We start from the raw sequence: 24,200 nt of genomic DNA on the forward strand, positions 1-24,200 counted from the left end.
CGTTTGCCGTCTTCATAACGGATTTCCGCTTGTTCAGGATGCACCCGGTTTTCTTTCAGTTTGGCAAGAAGCGATGATGCTGGCTCGTCCGGATCGGCTTGGATGACTTGGCCGTACAGCTTCGGATGTTCAAGGTGAGCCGTTTTCAGGAAAGCGGCCAGCCCCGCCAATACATTGTCTTCCCCCCTGTCGGGGACAAGAAGCTGGATCAGCGTTTTTTTCTTCTGTTTTTCTTTGATAAGACGGGTGACGATCGCTGACAGCTCCGCCGCGCAGGCGTCATAACGGTCCTCAAGCGGACCTTTGCCGTCAGCCGCACATACGGCGCCGTTTATGTCCTCAGCGTTCATTCCGCCATACAGCGTCACGTATCTGAAAGACTCTTCTTGTCCGCCGTCTTCACCCGGCGGTGATTCCTGCCACTTTGGCTGAAGCAAGAGCGGTTTTCCCTCCGTTTCCTCTTCCAGAAAACGGGCGGTGAGTCCCGTCAATCGGACACATACCGCGCCGTTTTCATCACACAGCTCAATATGATAGGCGCCGTCCGCTGAGGAAAGCACCGCCCACATCGTCTCCCGGCACGCAGAAAACACCTGCATATCCTGGAGGGCAAACGGCAGGAACGGCCGTCCGGACGCGGAACCGTCTGAGAGCACGAGACCGATAGAAGCCTGAAGGGCGGCGTCCAGCATGCTCGGATGCAGGATGAACGGCTCCTTTTCTTCACGGGCGGACGGCGGAAGAGTGAGCTTCGCGAGCACTTCTCCGCTCCCGGCATAGACGGCGTCAAGCGCCTGATGAGACGGTCCGTAGGTGATGCCGAGGCTGTCGAATGCTTCATAGCACTCAGCCTTTGACATACGCCGGCCGCCGCAGCGCGCCTGAACCGCTTCCACATTGAGTACCGGAGCACGCTCCGTCTCTTCGAGCACGGCCTTTCCCTGGAAAAAGACAAGCGGCTTTTCTCCTTCGGCATACGCTTCAAAAGCGATGTCTCCGTTTTCTTCCGGCTGAAGCTTTACATGAAGCGTCACTCCTTCAGAAAGCGCCGTCACCGGACGGAGCCAAACGATCTGTTTGAGCCGGACACCCGCTTTCCCGTCCGGCAAGTCTTCAGCGGCAAGTGTAACGGCGGCCCGGGCCATTTCTAAAGCAGCCGCGCCCGGAAGCACCGGTTTTCCATTGACGATATGATCGGCAAAAAATGGTTCACGCCCTGAAAAAACAGAAGTAAAGCGCTGGGCGGTAAAGGTCGATGTATTCGCGTGGAGCAGCGGGTGAAGCTTTTCACGTTCAGCTGAGTTCCGGCTTTCAAGCTCTCTCTGAAGACAATCGGACGCCCAATACTTCTGCCTGGCAAACGGGTAGCCCGGCAGATTGCCGATTCGCGGCAAAGGTCCGCCATAAAGCAAGTCCCCTTCGATTTCATAACCTTGACAATAAAAATCTGCCAGCACGCATAACAGCTCCTGATATTTTCTATGGTCAGAATATGAGGCGCTGCACTTGCCGAGCACTTCTATTATGTGCTCCTGAATATGCTGACGGCCTGCAAAGTGCTGCGGTACTTTTCCCGAAAACGCATAAGGGTGATGTTCATTAAGCTTTGCCTGCTTCCATATATACACTGTGTCATCAGCATCTTGAACCACGATGGCGGCGCGATGGTTAAAGTGATGCCGTCCTTTTAGCAACGTATAGCTGAGCTGGGCTAGATCATTTTCTTTCAGTCCGCCATTTTCCGCCCAAGTGATCATATCTTCGATTTTTTCCTGAAGGGCATCCTTTGTTTTTGCAGACAAAGTCAGTAAATATGCAGGGGCATGCCGATGAGGTGAAACGCTGCGCTTATAGCTTTCCATAACGACATGGGCGTTTGTTCCGCTCATCCCGAATGCGCTGACTGCCCCCATTCGGTTTTTATCCGGCAGAGAAGGCCACGGTTTTCCCGTTTTATTCACATAAAAAGGACTCTTCTCCCAGTTGATATAGCGGTTTTCCCCGCTGCAATGCAGACTGGCGGGAATCATTTCACGGGAGAACGCCTGTAAAAGACTGATCAAACTGACAATGCCTGACGCGGCAAACGTGTGGCCGATATTGGTTTTAATTGACGTGAGCGCGCAAAATGCTTCTTTGTTTGTATAGGCAGAAAATGCGTCATAAAGCGCGTTAATTTCCACCGGATCACCGAGTTTTGTCCCTGTGCCGTGTGTGACGATATATTCGATATCTTCAGGGTTGATACGGCCCCGGTCATAAACGGAAGTAAGCAGCCGGGTCTGCGCGACGCCGCTCGGAGCGGTAATTCCGTTTGTTTTCCCATCATAATTGATGCCGCTCGCCCGAATCACCCCGTAAATCGGATCACCATCCGCTTCCGCCTCTCTCAGCGGCTTAAGAACAACCGCCGCGGCCGCTTCCCCCGGAACCATGCCGTCAGCCCTTTTATCAAACGCGAAGCATTTCCCGTTTTCCGACAGCATTCCGGCTTTATCTATCGTTTCAAAAAAGTCCGGGGTATTCATGATATTCACCCCGGCCGCAACAGCTGTTGTGCACTCTTTATTCTGCAGGCTTAATACCGCCTGATGGACAGAAACGAGCCCCGAAGAACATGCAGTATTGATCGCCATCACAGGACCTGATAAATTCAAGTGATAAGCCAGCCGCGCCGCCAAAATACCGTTATGATGAGACGTGACATTGCCTTTGTCCCGTGTTAAAAGGTGATAATCTCCTTCTTCCGCCCCCACAAACATACCGATCGTCTGCCGCCTGATGTGACTGGCGCCGTAGCCGGCGTCCTCAAGGGCCCTCCACGCTTCCTGAAGAAGCAGCCGCTGTTTCGGATCCATCGTTTCAGCTTCCCTCGGCGATATTTCAAAAAATAAAGGGTCGAATTCGTCCGCCCCCGGTACAGCGCCGAGTTTCCATTTTGAACTTGTGAAGCCTTTTTTTGCGACCGGTGCGACAACGTCCTTTTCCTGAAACAGAATGTCCCACAGCTCGTCCGCCGTGCGTGCCTGAGGAAATCGGCCGCTCATGCCGATAATGGCAATGGAATCAGCTGCCTGAACGCCCTCGGTTCCGGCGTTCAGCTTATTTCTTCCCCTCTGCTTCTTCCGCTTTTCCGTTCCTGCCTTTTCAAAGACAGATTGATCTGCGGATTCAGGTTTCTTTTCTTCATAGACATGCTCCATGACGGACTTGTGCTCCGTCAGAAAATAGCGGACGACCTTCTCCAGTGTGGAATGTCCGAAAAACAGGGCCGGTGTCACTTCAATTCCGTAATGAGCGGACAAAGAAGAGGCGAATTCCGCCAAACTGATAGAATCAAAGCCGAAATCAGCCAGATTGTCAGCGTCCGTCAGTCTGTTCTTGTCTATTTTCAAAAGCCCCGCCGCCAGTTCCTTCACATCCCAGCTTACGCATTCTTCCAGTGTAAAGCCTTTCATTTCACTCCGCCTTCCTGAAAACGGGACGTTCCTGTGTACAGAACCCGAAATCGGCCGTTCGCCTTGATCTATCTGCAGGAAGCGTTTGGCCCTCGACGGAAAGCCGGCCAGGACGAGATACTGGCTGGACGGCTGGACTAACAATGTTTCAAAGGCTTCGAGTCCTTCCTCTGTGTATAAATAACGCTGTCCGCTTGATTTTAAATACATATCGGTGCTTTCCGCCGTGCCGACATGCATCCCCCCTTCTTTCCAAAGCGGCCAATTGATGGCAAGTGACTTGCCGCTTCTGAGTCCGAGGCTCACAAGTTTATCCCGATGACGGACAAAAGCCATTTGGAAGCGGTTCCCCATTGCGTAGTCACAAGAACCGAAGTCTCCTAAAATCGCTGAAGAAGAAGAGAAACAACAGAAGAAGTCAAGCGGCTCCCGTGACAGAACCAGATCTAACACCGCGGTGCCGTCCGCTTTTGGCGCTAAGACTTGCTGAAAGGTTTGCAGATCTTTCTCCAGAATGCTTTCAGTGCCTTGAAGACCTGCAGCGTGAATGACACCGTGAATCGGCCCGCATCCTTTTTCTTTCGCTTCTTGCAAACCTTTCTCCATCTGAGCCTGATCTGCGGCATCCGCCTGCACGTAAAACACCTTGGCGCCTGATTCTTCCAATCTCTTGATCTTGTTCATCACCGGGCCGCCTGCCGCTGATCTCCCCGTCAAAATGAGCGTAACCGGTCCTTTTTCAGCAAAATATCCGGCGAATAACAAGCCTAATCCCCCGCATCCGCCGGTAATCAAGTACGTTTTTCCGCTTTTTATCACACGCTGCTCAACAGGGGCAATATCCGTCTGCTTCATTTCCATGACGTGACGGCTTTCCCCGCTGTACATGACACTGCGGAATGACTCGCTGCGAAGCTCTTCACATACGTTATGGATCAGCTTTTCAAACGGTCCTTTTTGTCCAAAATAAACCGCGGCCGTATCCGTCTCCGGCAGAATCAGTTTCAGCGACCGTTCCAGCCCGATCCATGACTCGGCGTAACTGATATCGGTATCGGTCCCGCACTGAGCGGAAAGAAGGATTCGCCTCGGTTTAGAACGCAAAGAAGCAGCTGCGCGGATCACATGATAGAGAATGGAATAGTCTTTCACGGCCTTTTCATCTTCAAGCGGCCATCCATATAAAACGGCATCCGCTTTGCCAGCAGCCGTTTCAATATGCCGAAACGTTTCTTGATATGCTTGTCCGTCAGTGATTTTAATTTGATAATGCGTGTTTGAAAGCTTTTGAGTTTCCTCACCCTGTGAAATAAAAAACACGCCGGTTCCCGGATAAAGAGATTGTAAAGACCGATAAGCATGCTTTCTGGCAGCTTCTCCCGTAAGGAAACAGATGACCGTTTTCAGCTCTTCATGAATGGATTTCCCCAAAGGCTGCTGAGTCCACATTTCTTCAAATATCATCATCTCGGATTGTTCCTCTTGCCCGTGATCCTGCTGAGACGGCTGTCTCATTCTCACCCCTTTGATTTCTGCGCAGACAATGCCGGTTTCATCACAAAATTGAATGTCACAGCCGGTTTGATTCTTTTTATTAATATACATCCACATGCCGGATGAACACGGACGCATGACGCGCAGTTCTTCAACTGCTTCAGGCACGATATGGACTGACGGCTCCGTTTTTGCCAGGACATGAAAAGCTGCGTCCAAAAATTCCGGCGGTATATGATATCCCGGATTACGGCCGCCGCTTTCATCTATAAGAGCAAGCTTCGCCCAAACCGCATTTTCTCCCGCATAAAGCTTTTCAACGGTGCGGAACTCCTTACTGACGGTTACACCTGATATGCCTGGTGTTTCATAATCGAATGACAGCGGGCGGCAGTCTTTTTGTAAGGAGACAATATCAAGCACGCGGGATGGCTGTATGTTCCCTTGTCCGACGATTCCATAATGATGCAGCTTCTCTGCGTCACTGTATATTTCATAATGGATGCCTTCCTCGTCTTCAGACAGAAGGGAGAGATTGACGCCCGCACCGTGATGTCCGCCGGTAATCGGGTCAGTCCATGCCGCCGTTCGGATCCATATCTCTTTTTCTTCAGAGCTGTCTGCCGCATGATGATAAGCCGCTAGCGCCATTTCTAGATAAACGGCAGCCGACAGAACCCGCTCCCCTCTCACATCCTGGAAAACGTGTTCCCGGCCTGTAAAAGATGTATGATAGCTTTGCTCCGCCAAGGTTGACGTATTTTCATGCAGGAAAGGATGCACATATTCAGTTGTTCCGGTTTTTGGTTCTTCCCGCTTCATCCAGTAGCTTTCTTTTGCAAATGGATAAGACGGCAGACTGATACGATGCGGCAGCGAGCCTTTATATAAAGATGCCCAATCAACGGGCGCCCCGTGAACCCAGGCACTCAAAAGACTGTCAAATTGATGTTTTTCCATCCAATCACTGACTGTGCCTTCCGTCTCTGTGACAGAACTATCACTCCGGCCTGTAAACACCCCGCTTACGGAACCAGCATTATTCAGAAAAGCAGTCAGCTTCTGTTCCAATTCAGAAACAGAGTCCGCTGTCATCGCCAGCCGTTCTTCCATCGGGACTCTGCCGACTTGAAGGGTAAATGCCGCGTCAAGCAGATTCGCATCTGTAATTGTTCCGTTTCCGGCGGCATCCGACAGCAATAGAGCCCGCTCGCGCAAGCGGTCTTTATCTTTTGCCGATAAAACAAAAAGCGCCGGACGGCCGGAGTCTGCCGAAGTTATTTCTGCCGGTTCATACTCTTCTATCAGCAGGTGGGCATTCGCTCCGCCCGCGCCGAAAGAAGATGTACCCGCGATTCTCGGATATTCCCGTGTTACTCCTTCAGATTCTATGACCGGCCGTCTCCATTCCGCCGTTTCCTGCTGCATGATAAAAGGAGAAGTTTCAAAATCAATTTCCGGGTTCAGCTGCTTTGAATGCAGCGACGGCACTAGATATCCGTGTTTCATCTGAAGAAGAATTTTGGTGACCGCAGCAATGCCCGCCGCACTTTCCAGGTGTCCGATATTGGATTTAACAGAACCGATGGAACAAAATTGCGCTGCATCCGTATAGCGGCGGAAAGCCTTGGTTAACCCTGCGATTTCAATCGGATCTCCCAAGGAAGTGCCGGTGCCGTGGGCTTCCAGATAGCTGATTGCTCTCGGGTCAATCCCTGCCCGCTCCATCGCGTCTGCGATCACTTCCCCTTGTGCATTCGGATTCGGAACGGTGAACCCGTTCGTTTTGCCGCCGGCGTTCAGAGCGCTTCCTTTAATGACACCGTATATATGATCATGATCTGCAACAGCCTTATTCAACGGCTTTAACACGATACAGCCGACGCCCTCTCCGTCAACAAACCCGTCAGCCTTATCACCGAACGCTTTGCACGCGTTTGACGGTGACAGCATTCTCATAGAAGAAAGCCCGATATAATGAACCGGATCTGTAATCAGATTTACGCCGCCGGCAATCGCGCATTCAGATGCACCTGTTCTGATGCTTTCTGCGGCGAGATGAATGGCGGTTAAGGATGAGGAGCATGCGGTATCGACCGCGATGCTCGGACCGTGAAAATCAAACACATAGGATACGCGGTTCGGGATAAAGTGGTAGTGGGCCCCTGTCGGATAGTTGCCGTTCATGACACCCGCAAAGACACCAACCTTTTTACCGGCGCATAGTGAATCAGGGGTATATCCGGCATCCTCAAGGGCCGCATAAGCGGTTTCCAGAAACAGTCTCTCCTGCGGGTCCATGCGCTCCGCTTCTTTCGGGGAGATTTTAAAAAACAGCGGGTCAAATTTATCAATATCTGTTAAAAAGCCGCCCCACTTTGTATACATCCGGCCTTCCTTCCCTTTTGTCTCATCATAGTAGTCCCGCCAATCCCAGCGGTCTTTCGGAATTTCGGTGATTCCATGTTCACCGGTCTTTAACCGTTCCCAGAACTCATTAACATTTTCAGCTCCGGGATACCTCCCGGCAAGACCGACAATGGCCACTTCAAGGTGTTTTGACGGCGGTTCGGAAGCGGGCGGCGCTTTTTCAGAAAAAGATGCCGCTTGGCGCTTCGTCAATCCGGCGCTTTTTTTGCGGCTTTGCTTTTTCTGTAATGTGTGCGGCGCCTTTTCGGCTTCTTTATTTGTCTTGAAAATCCCAGCCATATCATCCTGTCTTGAGCTGACGAGATATTCCGCTAATCCGCCGATTGTCGGATACTCGAAGAACAAAGTGCTGCTGATATCAGGTATGTCTTCCCGCACGCGGTTGGTCAGCTGTACGATTAAGATGGAATCGATTCCGTATTCTTCAAGGGGCGTATGGGCTTGAACGTCCTCAATCGGCATCTTTAAGATGGCGCTGACGATCTGTTTCAGATACTCTGTGCTTTTTTCAAGCAAAGAGCCGGATGATACCGCTTCAATATGACGGACTTCTTCAGAAAATCGCGCATGCAGTTCGCGCTCCTTCGTTTCAGCCAAGTATGCGGCAAGCTCTTCTATCGTCCGGTATTCAAAAAACAGCGTGCTGCTGATATCAGGGACGAGATCCCGCAGCTCATTCGTCAGCTGAACGATCAGAATAGAGTCAATGCCGTATTCATCCAGAGGAGCCAGCGGATTTATCTCTTCTGCCGGCATTTTTAATACGTTTGCCGCAGCCTTTATCAGAAAAGCCGCTGTCTTTTCCGAAAGCCCCTCTCCCGCTTGTTTGATGGGGAGCTGACGATCAGAGGATGTTTGCGGTACGTTTGATTGGCGCTTTTGCGCGGTGTAAGCTTCCCTGCTCTGCCTGATGACTCCGTTGCTTTTCGCCGTGATAATCTGCTGGGTGTGCAGACGTTCGTTTTCAGCCGGAAATTGAACGGAATGAAAGCCTTCAGCCATTAAAACGGATTTCCATGTTTCCGGATAAAGACCGGGGCACCCCGGAATCCGCAGCGCCTCGTCTTCGTACAGCCACCAGCCCTCTAATAAGCCGAATGTAACATGTGTAAACGGCGTATGCCCGCCCAGTTCATTAACGAGCAGCAAACCGTCCTTTTTCAATACGGCTTTTGCCGTCCGTAAGGTTTTCCGGATATTTTTGGTGGCATGCAGCACGTTTGCGGCGATAGCGATATCGTAGGTTCTCAGATGGAATCCCTGGCCCGCCGCAGGCTGCTCCACATTAAACAGCTGATACGTCAAATACGGATTGTCCGCGCCGTATTCCTTTTCGGCATGCATTAAAAAAGCTTTTGACAAGTCGGTATAACAGTATTCCTGAATATGGTTTTGATAGGGGCGGAGCTTTTTAAACAGTGTGCTGCTCGTTCCGCCGGTGCCCGCTCCGATCTCCAGCAGACGGATGTTTGCATCAGGATTGTTTTTAATTACATTTTCCACGTAAATACACGCTTCATTTGCCAGCACATCGTTGTAATAATCAGCGAGAATGTTATGCTTATAGATTCCTTCAACAAGCTCCATTGAAGAATCGGGAAACATCACGTCCGTGGCTTTTATTTTGCCTGTTAAAATGTCAGGCAAAGCTTGAATGACGGTATCCGCCAGCAGTGCCTGCGCTTTCATATCCGGATCTTTCAGCCATTCGTTTTTCTTCTTATGCCACTCTTCCCAAACCGCGGACGTTTCACCGCTTTTAAAATCGCTGTCTAAAAGACGGATACTTTCTTCCAGCCAGCGCTCATATAAAGGCAGACAGGAAGCCGCCGGCGCTTCGCCGGTCAGACCCATTGAACGCAGCGTCACCCGCAATACTTGCAGCAAAAGCCGATTCAATTCTTTCATTTGATTGCTTATTTCTGTTCTTAAGGATAACTGTGTACGGTCTTTTTGTTTGTCTCCCTTACCCAAAACCTTATCCTCCTAAGAAAATTAAATTTGCTCCGTCATTTTGACAGGCAATCAGATAGTCACAAATTCATGAGGGTTCATTCCCTCGATCGGAATCGGCTTGGTCAGCTTCATCAGCCCCATACGGGAGATCGGCTGCGTCAGCAAAGTTTCCAGCGCCTGCATCCCTTCCGCCCGGCTGATCAGCCCGAGACCGATTGCACTCAGTCTGTCAAACTCTTCAGAAATGTGATTGTCAGCCCGCTCCCAATAACCCCAGTTCATCACTTTGACCCGGCATGACAGCCGTCCGGAAAGCTCATGGGCAAATGCGTCTTTAAATGCACACCCCGCCGCATAATGACTTTGATTCGGATTCTTAATATATGAAATAACCGAAGAGAAAAAGAGAATAAAGTCCAAAGACTCTTTCGCAAATACTTCGGCAATGTTGACGGAAATATCCACTTTCGCCGCAAGACCGGCGTGAAACTGTGATTCTTCCATATCTTTTACGCTTTCATTCGCAAATACCATCGCTGAATGAACGACGCCGCTGATGGTGCCGTATGTGTTTTTAATCTGTTCATAGGCGCGCTGAAGCGATGGAAGATCAGAAGCATCTGCGGCTATATATTCGGGAGCCGGGCCTGATGACCGGTACCGGTCTATTTTTTGGCGTATCCGGCTGTCCAGCGGCCGCCTCCCGATCCAGACGATTCGGGCTTTATACGTCGTCACCATATAATCTGTCCAAACCTCGCCGATGCCTCCCGCACCGCCGATGATGACATATACGCCTCCATAGCGGTAAGGAACACTTTCAGACGGCCCGCTTTGGACCGGAAGCAATTGAGGCCTGTACCATTCCTGATGTCTGTGCACCCATGCTTTACCCGTACGGTCGCGGGGCAGGCTGAATATGTCTTCTGCGGGGAAATCCCCCCCGTCTTCAAGATCGACCAGACGGATGTGCCAGCTCGGATGTTCTTTAGCGAGAGACCCGACAAAACCGTGCACACTGGAATGAGCGGGACGCGCCTCATCATATTGGGTGATGGGCTGTGCTTGGTGCGTAATCACCGTCATCCCGAGCTGCTCTTTTCCATACCCGAGGCCGATAAGAGCTTTGGCCGCTCTGAAAATTTGCAGCACCCCGCTTTTTTGATCATGGATGTAAGAATCAGCCGGCTGAGGGGCAAACCAGATCATATGCTGAATCTCACCGAGACGGCGGAGCCGATCAGATATCGCTTCAACGGAAGCACTTTGGCTGCTGTCAAATCGCACAGCTTTAGGAAACAATCGTAAAACCGCGTCGGCCTGCCCGTCTGTACCGCCTATAATGACAGCATTTGCTTCAGAAATGGGGAAGCCGGTTTGGTTGTCTATCGGTTCCGCGTCCCATACCTGCATCAGTTTGACGGCACCGGTAAGGTTACCCGGCAGATCGTATTGCTTATTATCGGTTACGGGCGGCGCACTTTCGGCCATTCGGGCAGAAAATCCTTTTATCCTTACACACACATTGCCGCGTTCATCACATATATCAATGTCCATTCTTCGCACGGCCGGTGTTTCATGCGTCACAAACACGGCCGCCCACATGTTTGGACTGCACGGATGAAAAACGGTCAGTTCATGCAATTCAAAAGGCATTAACGGCTGCTCCGGATAACCCGCTTGATCTTCATTCATAACGCCGATGGCCGCCTGAAAAGCGGAATCAATCAGACTAGGATGGAGCACAAACTGTTCGGCCTCATCAGAAACGGAAGCAGGGAGCACCAATTTAGCCAAGGCTTCTTTTTCCCCGCAATAAATGTGATCAATTCCTTGATGTGAAGGTCCGTATACAATTTCCGCCTTTGTAAACGCCGCATAACAGTCTTCTTTTGACAGCACTTTTTTGCGGCATCGCGCTTTCAGCTGTTCAATATGCAGGACCGGCGCCTCAGACAGCGGCTCAATCACAGCACTGCCTTCACAATAAATGTCTGAATCGTTTTCATTGCTGTACACCTGAAATGAAATATTGCCGTTATCCTCCAAGGAAAGCCCTGTCGTCATTCGCAGCGGCTCTTTTTTATGAACGGCCTGGCGTATCCAGCTGATATACCGCAGCGAAATTCCGGTTTTAGCCGTGTATTCAGCGGCTAACGGCGCGGCAGCCAGTTCAGCCGAGGCTCTCGCCATTTCAAGGTAAGCCGCCCCGGGGAGAACACGCTTGTTTCGGACGATATGATCGGCTAAGAAGAATTCATCTCCGTTTAGTACCGTGCTGAATTTTTGTTCTAACAAATCTGATGTATTGCGGTGAAGCAGCGGGTGAAGCCTGCTTTCTGTATTTACGGAAGTAACGGGATGATCGGGCTCCGGTATCCAATATTGTTCCTTTGCAAACGGATACGTCGGCAGACTCATCCTGCGCGGTTTCTCCTCCTGATACAGCCGCGTCCAGTCTATCTCAAATCCTTTTGACCACAACTCCGCAAGTTTTTTGTAAGTGCCGCTGTCCATCCATTTTCGGATCAGCTCCTCCGTATCCTGATCATCATTCAGGAAACCCCTGATTTCCGTTCCGCTATCAGACCGCCCTTGAAAGCAGCCGTCAATCTGCCGTTTTCGTTCTGTAAATTCGGTTAATTTCCGGATCAGGTCCGCTTGATCGTTCACTAAAAAAACAAGCCGTTCTTCCATTGCCAGCCGTCCCGTTTGCAGCGTATACGCCAGTGACCGCAGGGAAAAAGGTTCATCAGGCTGCTTATCTAAGCCGGACTGACCGAAAAGACCGGAAAGAATATTCTTATGTTTCTCATCTTTTGTCAGACATTCCGCTAAAGTCCGGACGGAAGTATGCTGTATGAGATCAGTCATGTCTATTTCCAGCCCGTATTGATCCGTCATCAGCTCAGAAAACTGTGTCAGCTGCATGACATCCAAGCCGAATTCCTTCCAATCGTGGTCACCATCTACCGAGCCGGCCCCTACATGCAGAACTTCCGCCAGAACACCCCGCAACGCATTTTCCAGCTGATTTTGCATTGTATCTATTTTGTCATGAAGCGGACCGCTTCCTTCAAGCGCTTTATCTTTGAGAAATATCAGCAGGCGGGCAGCGTATTCCTGCAGCCGCTCCGGATTTTTCGCTGATAGAGGCACGATATACGGTCTCTCTTGATTCTCCGTAATGCCGGGGTTTTTGGGCCTGTACTCCTCTAAAATGAGATGAACGTTTGAACCCGTCGCCCCGAATGAACTGATGCCTGCGCGTCTCGGACAGGAATGTTCACTGCCGTTCTCTGTATACGCCGGCTTTTTCCATGACTCGGTTTTTTGCTGCACGTAAAATGGCGAGTCCTCTAAACGAAGATACGGATTAATCGTCTCTGAGTTCAAAGAAGGGACAAGCGTTTTGTGAAACAGCTGCAAAACCGTTTTATGAAGCCCGCTGATCCCGGCTGCTGATTCCGCATGTCCGATATTCGATTTAACGGAACCGATCGCACAAAATTGCCGATCCTCCGTAAACGTGCGGTAAGCTTTAACAAGACCTTGTATTTCAATCGGATCTCCTAAAGAAGTTCCGGTTCCATGCGCTTCCACATAAGAAATCGACCGGGGATCAATCCCCGTTTTTTCAAAGCATTCAGCTATCATATCCCCCTGTGCCACAGGGCTCGGCACGGTAATCCCGCTGACGGTTCCCACGTGATTGACGGCGCTGCCTTTTATCACCGCATAAATATGATCCTTATCTTCTTCGGCTTTGTGAAGCGGCTTCAGCAGCACGGCCCCGATGCCGTCAGCTGAGACATAGCCTGTGCCGCCTTCACCGAACGTGCGGCACAGGCCGTCACTCGAATGCATATCCATCAAGCCGTATGTGATATATTTTGTCGGGTGCAATGATAAATTGACGCCTCCGGCAAGAGCTGCTTCACATTCACCGCGTCTCAGACTTTCCGCCGCCATATGGACGGCCGTCAGAGATGACGAACACACGGTGTCAACCGCCATGCTCGGCCCGTGAAAATTGCAAAAATATGAAACCCGGTTTGCGATCGGCGCATAGTTCAAGGGATAAGGAAAGACCAGCCCTTTGGCCGCAGCTTCAGCGCCGACGAGAGAATAATCCATATGCATCACCCCGGCAAACACACCGACGTTCATTCTCTTATTCGGCCCTTTCGGCTGAACGATTGTTTCCGGCGTGTAGCCCGCATCCTCAATCGTTTCCCAGCATGTTTCTAAAAACAATCGTTCTTGCGGATCTTTAGCTTCTGCCTCCCGCGGAGAAATCCGAAAAAATTTCGCATCAAAACAATCCGGATCGTCTATAAAACCGCCCCATTTGGAAATCGGCTTGCCGGACGGCGATCGCAAATGCTCATATTTCCTCGTATCCCAGCGGGAACGAGGCACTTCCGTTATGCTGTTTTCGCCATTTTTTAAATTTGCCCAGAATTCACGAAGATTTTTGGCGCCGGGGTACCGTCCCGCCATCCCGACGATGGCAATATCTCCATTCTGTGTTCCGGCTGACGTTGATTTTTTCACGCGGATTTGGGTCGTCCTCTTTTTTTCCCGATGCAAAGGTTCAGCATTTGAATGCCCGCTTTGAGCATGGCCGAAACCGGCTCCGTAATGTTCGCACAAATACCCCGCCAATTCCGTGATTGTCGTGTATTCAAATAACAGCGTCGGCAGAAGCTGCGAACCGATTTTTCGTTCAATTTCCTTTACCATGTCCAACAGCCCCGGAGAATCCAGCCCCATTTCATAGTAGCCGATATCCGGGTCAATCTCTTTCACAGGTTTGTTCAATCGGGCGGCAAGCAATTCTTTTAAATAAACGATGCACTGTTCAGTAAGGCCGGCGGAAGGCGCCGGTTCTGCTTGCGGAGCCGGGACGGCATTCCGCCCGTCAGGTTCTTTCTTTTGCCGTTTCTGGTTGATCAGTTCCGGGTCCCTCACCAGTTTATTGGCGAAGTTTTTCAGTTCGCCGACTTTTCTGCCTTCCTCATTGAAAAACTCCATTGTCACGTAAACGAGATCTTTCTTACGGGTGACGGATTCTTTTTTTATCTTGGTGATACATGTCGTCTGCAGCAATTCGGCGCAATAAAACGATTCATAAAACAGCGGCAGAAATAATTGCCCCTCCTCTCTCGTCAAAGGAGCGAGATATACATTGGAGCCGATGCTGCTCGCATCTATCAATGCGGGATGAAACATCGCCTCTTCTGCATGTTCCAGCTGATCCTTTTGCACCGACAGATCAATATAAATCTCTTTTTCAGTTTGGTAGACGCTTCCACAGCCTTTCATCATTCCTGAATGAACCAGTTCTTGATCCCTGCATTCCGCGTAAATGTCCTCAATCGGTATTTCTGCCGCCGTTTGTTTTACGGCATCCATCCGGACGCTCTCTTGGAAGCCGGCGGGCTTGACGGAATGCATGTGCGCCGCGGCATATACCTTTGTCTCTGCTGCTTCGTCACCTTGTTTTTGCCCTTTCACCTCCACCTTCCACTGCCCTTCGCTGCTCACTGTACAATCAACGGAAAGCAGGATTGATTCTCCCTGTTCAGGAGCTAAAGGGTGAAAAATCGATAAGTGCCTGAGTTCAAGGCTGGCATGAAAAAAACCGTTTTCTCTGAAAGTCTGATAGATCAGGTCAATATAAGCCAGACCCGGCAGCAGTTCCTTTCCATAGGCTTTATGATGTTTCAGAACGGGGTGCTGATTGTTAATAAGAAGCTGCTCTTGCATATGAACTTCCTCCATATCGACGTTCAATTTTCAGCGCAATCAGTAAGTCTTTATTTGTTTCCAAAACGTATTCGGGTGGGACTTATGTGCGTTTTCATGCAGGTTTTCGGCTTTGTCCGGACGAATGGGCCGGCGTTTTAATTCCTGTCTCGGCAAAGGCTTTCTAACCGGGGTATACGCCTTTTGCTCCCAAGCTTCCACTATGACATGGGCATTCGTCCCTCCGTCAGCGAAGCTGCTGACGGCGGCAATCCGCGGTGAATCCGTCCATTCACGCAGAGCGTGCGAAAAATAAAACGGCGAGGCGGACAAATCGTAATGCGTCATCGGCTCTTTGCCCGAAAGGAAAGGCACACGCATTCGGCGCGAGAGCATAAGCACTGTTTTAATGAATCCGGCAATCCCTTCAGCGCATAACGGGTGTCCGATATTCGGCTTCATCGACCCCAATTCGCAAGGCGCGCTGTTTTGCATACGGTACACCGCTTCAATCGCCCTCAGTTCCAAAAGGTCTGTTACTTCAGAGCCTGAACCGTTTGCTTCAATGTAGCAGATATCCTCCGCTTTTCTGCCGCTTTTGGCAAGCGCCTTGGCCATCACTTCTTTTTGCGCCTGTATATTCGGTGTGGCAGGCCCCGCGGTTCTGCCGTCATTGTTTACGGAAATGCCTTTAATGACCGCATGAATCCGGTCCCCGTCTTTTACAGCCTGGGCCGCTGTTTTTAAATACACCATTCCGACGCCTTCTCCCAATACGATGCCGCCGGTGCGGCGGTCAAAAATATGAAACGCAGGCTCTTCGCTTAACAGATTGCGAAGTTCGAACATCCGGTGGGTTTGACCGGATTCCAGCAGACTGACTCCCCCGACCACCGCTGAGTCGATTTCGCCGCAAGAAAGCGCCTGTATCGCCATATTCATACCGACAAGCGCTGAAGAACAGGCCGTATCCAAAACGAGACTCGGTCCCTTCAAATCAAAGAATTGAGAAAGATTGGCCGCTAAGTAATTCGGGCCGGCGGCGACTATCGGATTTTTTGCATGCTTCAGACGGTTTTCGTCAGGCATACTGCCGCCGCGTCCTCCTAAATAAACACCGGCTGACCTGCCTTTCATTTCTTGTAAAGAGTAACCGCTGTCTCTGAACAGATGGAGCGCCTCTTCTAATATAAGAAAGGACTGGATATCCATTGCCTTGATGTCTTCTTCGGGAATAAGGAAAAACTCCGGGTCAAAATGCGTTACATTTTTTAAAAGGCCCGCATAATCCGCCTTCTCCGTTTTCCAGCGTTCTTTCGGCACCCTTTGAATGGCCGACGTTCCTTCAGACAGCAGCTTCCAATAAGCTTCAATTGATTCAGCTCCCGGAAAACGGCAGGACATCCCGACAACAGCGATGTCTTGCGCCGCTGGAGCTCCGGAAGGCTGAATGACAGCGGCTGCTGTTTGTTTGGGAATGTACGGGATTACAGGCTGCACCGGTTTTGAAACGGCAGCTTTGATTTCCGGGTATGCTGTTTCAAGCCATCCCGCCAGCGCAGCAACCGTAGGGTATTCATACAGCACCGCCGGGTCAAGGTCAGCTTTGATCCTCTTTCCGATCGCTCTGGACACTTGGGCAAGCATGATGGAATCGGCTCCGTAATCTTGAAAAGGTGTATCAGATTCAAATCTTGACGGCTCCAGTCTTAATTCCCGGCAGCAAATGCCCGTCAGCCATTCCTCAACGCTTTCTGTATCGGCCTGTTCCTGCTGCTTTGTTTCAGTAAGCCCGGATGAAAGCAGCAGACGGTCAGGCTCCCATTTTTCCGGGTGGATGACGGCCGGCATAATAACAGATCCGCAATCGCCTGCCATAATGGCATCAAACAGGCTCAGCCCTTCTCTGTCAGTGATACTCTTTAAACCGCTTTTCTGATAGACTCGGCTTTTTGATTCGCCCATACCCGTTTCTTTCCAGCTTGGCCATTGGATGCTCAGCACCGGAAAACCTTTTGCGGCCGCAAAATAATCCATATAGGCGTTAGCCATGGCATAATCGCTTTGCCCCGCTCCTAATTCCGGCATCACGCCGGACACTGAAGAAAACAGCGCAAAAAACCGGAGAGGCTCCTTGTGCAGCGCTTGATACAAAAGGTCCAGTCCGTCTGTTTTAGGTTCAAGCACGGGCATCATCTGTTCTCTTGTTTTGCGGATAAAGGCGGGATGATCGAGATCTACGGCTCCCGCTGCGTGTATCACGCCTCCTATCGGCCCCATCTTCTCTTTCACCCGGCTGACGGCCTGCTCATATTCAGGGCCGGAAGATACAGACAGCACTTCCGTTCGGACCCCTTTTTGTTCGAGCTCTCTGATTCTTCTCACTTTATCGGAAAACGGGGAATCCCGTTTGATATGGTCATCCCACTCCGCTTTCGGAGGCATTGTTTCTTTTCCGGTAAGCACGAGTTTCGTGACTCCGTAACGTTCGGCAAAATGCCGGGCGAATAAATATCCGAGTCCCCGGGTCCCTCCGGTGATCCAGAGCACATGGTCTTCCGGAAATGAAAATTCTTTTTCAGCTAAGCTGTTTGTTTCCTTTAACCGCGCATGATAGCGCACACCGTTTCGGTAACACACTTCGATGTCTTCAGAATCGCGAAAAAACTCTTCTGCGATCTGGTTTGCCAGCTCAGGATCTTCGGCAGTCCGTTCTGCATCCATATGCCGCGAGCGGATATCCTTATACTCACTTTGGAGCATCCGGTACAATCCGGCCTTTTTTGCACCTGAGAGATTTATCGTTTCATTTGCAAAAGGTTCAAGCCCCTTTGTCACACAAAGCAGCTGAAGCTTTCGGCCGCGGTTTCTGTTGTCAATGAGAGACTGCAGACGATGAATCCAGCCGTCATCATGCTTGATTTCCGTCCCGCATCCGGTCACATCAATCAGACCGCCAAACCGGGCCGCGCCCCCGGATATTTCCGGTGATGCAGCGTCAATGATTTCAGACTCGGGGAAATAACGGGACAGCTCAACGGCCAAATTTCCTGTCTGGTGATCAGCAGCTATTCCGATGACGCCCCGCACTTCCTTAGCCGGAACACGGCTGCTTTCTGCCCAGCTTTTCTGTAAAAAGCGGATTTCACGAAATGTTTCAGCATCACGAACATTGTCCGGCGCTGCATCGTCCGGCCAATAGCGATCCTTTATAAATGGATAACCGGGAAGGCTGATGCGGTGCGGCAGGCTGCCGTTATAAAGCTCTGCCCAATCAATCTTCAGCCCTTTTACCCAAAGTTCCAGAAGCTTCGCGAATTTTTTTCTTTTCATCCATTTACGGACGGCATCCTGCATATCTTCATCCTTAAAAACGGCTAGAATGTCTTTATGCTGTTTGCTTTTTCCCCTGAAGCAGCCGTCTGTCCCGCCGTCAATAAAACGCTGCAGTTTTTCCGCTAACTGCTCTGTCGACGTCACGATAAACGCCGCACGTTCTTCCATCGCTTCTCTTCCGGTTTGAAGGGTGTAAGCCGCATCCCGGAGGCTGCGGTCTGTGACGTCATTTTTTCTGATCGCTTGAAGAAGCTGCTGCGCCCGCTGCTTCAGGCTGGCCTCCTGTTTGGCGGATAATAAAATGACTGCGGGGTCTTCATCTGTGAATGGCTCAGAAATCTCCCTATCAGGTTCAATATATTCTTCTATCAATATGTGGGCATTTGCCCCGCCCGCGCCAAAAGAAGAGATTCCCGCGATTCTCGAAATCTCTTTCTGCGCTCCGTTTTCCTCAATGACCGGCCGTTTCCAGTCTGCCAATTCACGCTGCACCACAAACGGCGTCCGGTCGAATGCAATATTCGGATTCAATTTCCGGCAATGTAAAGAGGGGGCCAGCTTGCGTTTTTGAAACTGGAGCAGCAGTTTCGTTACACCGGCAATCCCTGCCGCGGCTTCCAAATGCCCGATATTGGATTTAACTGAGCTGATGGCGCAAAAGCCTTTATCTGACGTTTTCGTTTGAAATGCACGGGTCAAACCGTCAATTTCGATCGGATCTCCGAGTTCAGTGCCCGTGCCGTGGGCTTCGATACAGCTGATCATCCGCGGATGTATTCCTGATTTTTCAAGCGCGCCGGAAATCACGTCAGCCTGGGCGCTCGGACTCGGCACTGTATACCCGTTTGTTCTGCCGCCGTGATTGATATGAGTGCCGCGAATCACCCCGTAAATATGGTCCTTATCAGCCATCGCTTTTGACAGCGGCTTTAACAGCACGGCCCCGACGCCTTCACCGGGAACAAATCCGTCCCCGCCTTCACCGAAACTTTTGCACGTTCCGTCTTTTGAAAGCATTCGATAGGCGCTGAGCTCCGCATAAGCCGAAGGATGCGTATACACATTCACACCGCCGGCAATCGCCATGTCACATTCGCCGCGAAGGATGTTTTCACACGCTTCATGAATTGCAGTCAGCGAAGACGAGCACATCGTATCAACCGGCATGCTCGGCCCTTTCAGATTAAGAAAATAGGAAACTCTGTTGGCCGCTGAACTGAACGACGTTTTCGGCTGCAGGGCGCCGCCGTTTTTCCAGTACATTCCGTACCCGTTTTTCGTAATGCCAGCAAAAACGCCGACCCGGCCGTTATACAGATTCTCAAGCTGTTCCTTCGTATAACCGGCATCCTCCAGCACCTGCCAGCACATTTCAATAAAGAGACGCTCCTGCGGGTCCATATTCAAAGCATCACGGGGTGAAATTTGAAAAAACAGCGGATCAAAGAAAGCGGCATCTTTCAGAAACCCGCCCCGCTTACTGTAACTTTTCCCTGCTTTCACGGCCGCTTCGGGATCAGGGTTGTAGTACTTGTCCTTTTCCCAGCGCTCTTCGGGAATTTCCGTCACACAGTCTTTTCCGGCTGCTAAGTTATCCCAGTACTCTTCAAGTGTTTCAGCTTGCGGATAACATCCGCTGACTCCGATAATCGCAATCCCTTCTTTTGTCTGATTCTCATTGGAAAAAGAAGGCCGTTTCTTTCGCTTGATAAATGACGGAAGCACCGGAAAATCTTCATTTGCCAAAACCTGTTCTGATATGCCTGAACGGTGCTCATCATCATTTGTCCATTTTCGGCATTCTTTTGGATAATCCGTGACAAAGTGAGCTGCCAGGGAGCCCAGTGTCTTATATTCGTAAAAAACCGTTTTGGAAAGGTCACCGAAAAGCAGAGACAATTCGCGGTTCAATTTCGTCACAGTGACTGAGTCGATTCCGTAGGTTTCCAGCGGCTCTTCGGTATCTATGTTGGAAACAGCAATTTTTGCAGTCAGGCCAAAAAGCGTTTTGAGCTGAAGAAGCGTTTGTTCATACAAACGTTCACTGCGGTGTTCGGCATTGGTTTTGCCGGGAGCGCCCGTCTTGATGACAGGCTGCAGCTTCAACCCCGACAGGGAAGCCCATATTTTTCCTTCCTCGTCACATAAATCAATATAAAAGCTCCCCGCCTTCTCTTGTATCTCGGCCCGTACCTTGTCAGGACAAGATTCATAAAACAAAAGCTCGTTCAATGAAACCGGGGCGAGCGTTTTATATTCTTTGCCGCCAAGCAGCGCGCATGCCTCTGTAACACTTTGCATCACACAGGGAGGGAGGCCGAATCGGGAGGATTCTTTTTGGTTTGTCAATGGAATTGATATGTCTGCCAGCATCCGTCCTGCTGAGGCGTAAATACGCTCAATTCCTTTCATGTGCTCATTGTATTGAACGGCATCGTTCTGAGTGATGGCTTCAATTTGCTGCTGATCCATCAGGGAACCGCTGTTTTCCTTCAAGCGGCTGATATCCAGCATGCCAGGCACAGCATCAACTGGCTGAATCGTCCCTTGGCTGTACACATCATGATGACTGGAATCGGAAGAAAATGGATTATAAATCTCAAACCTTTTGGCTTCACCCTCTGCGGGTATCAGCCTGATTTCGATATGGAACGGCTCAGCCTCAGTCAAAATGGGCTTTGACCACACAATATTCGTCAGCCGGACTGCCGCAGTCTCCTTTACTGCCAAAACAGCCGCAGCTCTCGCCATTTCCAAAAGAAGTTCTCCGGGCATAAGCTTTTTATGCTGTAAAGAAACATCAGCGAGAAAAAATTCCCGGCCGCTGAAAGCTGCCGAGAATCCCTGTCCCGTTTCATCGGAAATATGCTGCTGAGCAAGCGGATGAAGGGAAGCCGCTTGGCGAAGTCCCATCCGCATATCATAATCGCGCAAAATGCCGATCGCATCCTGTTTTGTCATTTTTTTATTTTTGACGTCAGAAAAAACCCGGTGCAGAAACTCTTTCATATGGTTTCCTCCATTACGCTAATCCCTGTAAAAACCGATCGTTCTTTTTACAGCGGCTTCTATGCTTATTTCGTTTTTCTCCAATTCATCAAGCAGGCGCTCATAAGTCTCAAGCGGGGACGTATCAGTCCCGTAAGTCTCCCGGTGCCTTATATGCTGCGCACTGTGCGGTATCCAGCAATGTGTTTTCGCAAAAGGATAGACGGGCAGGCTGACTTTTTTCGGTCTTTCGTCCGGATATAATTTATTCCAGTCGACATGTAAACCTTGCACCCATAATTTTGCAAGCATTGCATACTTTCCTGCTTCAATCCATTGATCTACGGTCCCGCTCATTTCTGCGTTGTCCGTCATCTCTGTAAACAGCTGTTTCATCGCTTTGTCCCGGCCTGTAAAGAAATTCTGCCCCGTCTCCTTGCCGCTGAGGAAATCATTCAGCGCGTTCGTAAGCTCTTCTTTTGTTTCAGCAATGACGGCAAGGCGCTCTTCCATTTCATCCCGGCCAAGCTGAAGCGTATAAGCGATACCCGCAAGAGCTCCGTCAGCTGAATGTGACTTTTCCAAATATCTGCGCAGCTGTTCCGCACGTTCCTTCAGCTGTTCCGCCGTCTTTGCCGAGAGAATGAATAAGGACGGCTGAAGTTCACCGGCCGTCCATTGTTTCTCTTCAACAGGAGAAACATATTCTTCGAGCACGACATGAGCGTTGACACCGCCAAATCCGAACGAGCTGACACCCGCTCTCCGCGGCAGTTCATTTCCGCTATCATCTGTCGCCGCTTTCCACGGCTGAGTGTCGCGGACGAAATAAAACGGGCTGCCGTCGAGGCTGATATACGGATTAACGGTTTCACAATGCAGACTTTTAACGAGCGTTTTGTGCTGCATCTGCAAAATAATTTTTAAAAGACCGGCCATGCCGGCTGCAAGCTCTGTGTGGCCGATATTCGTTTTGACGGAACCGAGGCCGCAATGAGGCTGATCGGGTGCCGTTACTCCGGCTTTCTGATAAAGCGCTGCAAAAGCCGCTTTGAGTCCGTTGATTTCTATCGGATCTCCGAGCGCCGTTCCCGTGCCGTGGGCTTCAATATAACTCACTGTACGGGGATCGATGTTCGCTTGCTGATAAGCTTTTATCATGACTTCTGTCTGTGCTTTCGGATTTGGCGATGTAAGGGAAGCCGCCCGTCCGCCATGATTTTCCGCCGTTCCGCGAATAACGGCATAAATACGGTCGCCGTCACGTTCCGCATCGGATAATGTTTTCAAAACAATCATGCCGGCACCTTCAGCTCTGACATACCCGTCCGCTTGATCGGAAAATGTTTTGCAGCGCCCGTCTTCACTGAGCATTCCCGCTTTATTAAAGCTGATATGCATATCCGGCGACACAATAGCATTGACGCCTCCTGCAATCGCGATGCTGCAGTCTCCGGCCTGAATTGCCCTGACCGCACGGTGAACAGCGACCAATGAGCTTGAACAGGCGGTTTCAATCGGTTCGCTCGGCCCATGTATATTCAGAAAATAGCTCATGCGGTTCGGACCGATTGACGGAACCGTTCCGGCGGCGGAAGAACCCTCAATCTCTATATGGAACTTTGAAGCTTCCTGAGCGTAACCGCTGTTTGCCGTGCCTGCAAAAATGCCTGTATTTGTACCTGACAGGCTTTTGGCAGAGCAGCCGGCATCTTCAATCGCTTTCCATACATGCATCATTAAAAGTCTTTGCTGAGGATCCATCATTTCGGCTTCATGCGGAGAAATACCGAAAAATAAAGGATCAAATTGAGCGGTTTCATCAATGAAGCCGCCCCACTTTACATTGCTCGCATTTTTATCTTTCTGCGGATCTCCGTAATACTGTCTCCAGTCCCAGCGCTCCGGCGGTATTTCAGAAATGCAGTCCTTTTCTCCGGCTAAATTCTCCCAAAACATTTCCGGATTTTCAGCCATTGGAAATGCACAGCTGATTCCGATTATCGCCACGGGCTCTTCAGGTGCAGCTGCGGTTTTTGTTTTAGGAAGGCGGGACGGAATCGAGAATGGCTCCGTCTTCATTTTTTTACGCACAATCGGTTTCTCCGTTTCTGTTGCTGTTTCTGCCTGTGAGCCGAATGTATCCGGATGTTCCGTCAGCAAGTATTGGGCAAAACTAAAGACTGTCGGGTATTCAAAAAACACGGCCGGTGTCAGTTCAAGCCCATACATTTTATTTAGTTCATTTGCAAACTGCGTGAATGAAACCGAATCAAAGCCATAATCTCTCATCTCTGATTCAGCATCTATTTCTTCTTCTTTCACCTTCAGAATGCCTGATATCATATGTTTGAGTTCTGCTTGTACTTTATTTGGCAGATGGACGTGCGTCTTCCTTGACACATGAATGCTGCGGGACGGTTCCGGCGCTTCAGGCATCAGGTTTTTTCGAATCCGTTTTTCGTCGCCCTCCGCCACCATGACCTGGTGTTCTCCGGAGGCAAAAGCGGCGTAAAGCGCTTGGATGCCTGAGGCCGATCGCATGGCTTTCATTCCGGTCTGTTCATACATCAGCCGTTCGGTCTCTTTGCCCACACGCATACCGCCTTTTTCCCAAAGCGGCCAGTTGACAGACAGGGTCTGCCCGCTCCGCTTGTTGTCCCGCACGAGACGGTTTCGGCGGGCTGCATAAACATCCATAAATGCGTTGGCTGCCGCATAACCGGCCTGTCCCGGATTTCCCATGCCTCCCGCCAAGGAAGAAAACAGAATGAAAAAGTCCAGCCG

4 protein-coding genes are annotated in these 24,200 nt (G+C 50.4%); all 4 read right to left on the bottom strand.

Translation table 11 applies throughout. The features are described 5' to 3' along the window. On the bottom strand, nucleotides 1-9,356 hold a 9,356-nt coding region (locus AC1DN5_RS18685), incomplete at its 3' end, for an SDR family NAD(P)-dependent oxidoreductase (RefSeq protein ID WP_476982771.1). Nucleotides 9,357-9,407: 51 nt separating this feature from the next. After that, nucleotides 9,408-15,110: a type I polyketide synthase gene (locus tag AC1DN5_RS18690; protein ID WP_366969191.1), complete on the bottom strand. Its 5,703-nt coding sequence runs from the start codon at nucleotides 15,108-15,110 to the stop codon at nucleotides 9,408-9,410. 39 nt (nucleotides 15,111-15,149) lie between these two features. Then, entirely contained in the window at nucleotides 15,150-21,434 is a 6,285-nt protein-coding gene (locus tag AC1DN5_RS18695) for a type I polyketide synthase (protein WP_366969189.1), read from the bottom strand. A gap of 18 nt (nucleotides 21,435-21,452) precedes the next feature. After that, nucleotides 21,453-24,200: beta-ketoacyl synthase N-terminal-like domain-containing protein (locus tag AC1DN5_RS18700; protein ID WP_476982772.1), on the bottom strand; the 2,748-nt coding region annotated here is incomplete at its 5' end.

It is taken from the genome of Bacillus sp. 01N42_2 (assembly GCF_056399565.1).

Bases quoted from the DNA above. Each gene is read 5' to 3' on its own strand.
- AC1DN5_RS18695 (WP_366969189.1), bottom strand. From the start codon at position 21,434: ATGAAAGAGTTTCTGCACCGGGTTTTTTCTGACGTCAAAAATAAAAAA.
- AC1DN5_RS18690 (WP_366969191.1), bottom strand. From the start codon at position 15,110: ATGCAAGAGCAGCTTCTTATTAACAATCAGCACCCCGTTCTGAAACAT.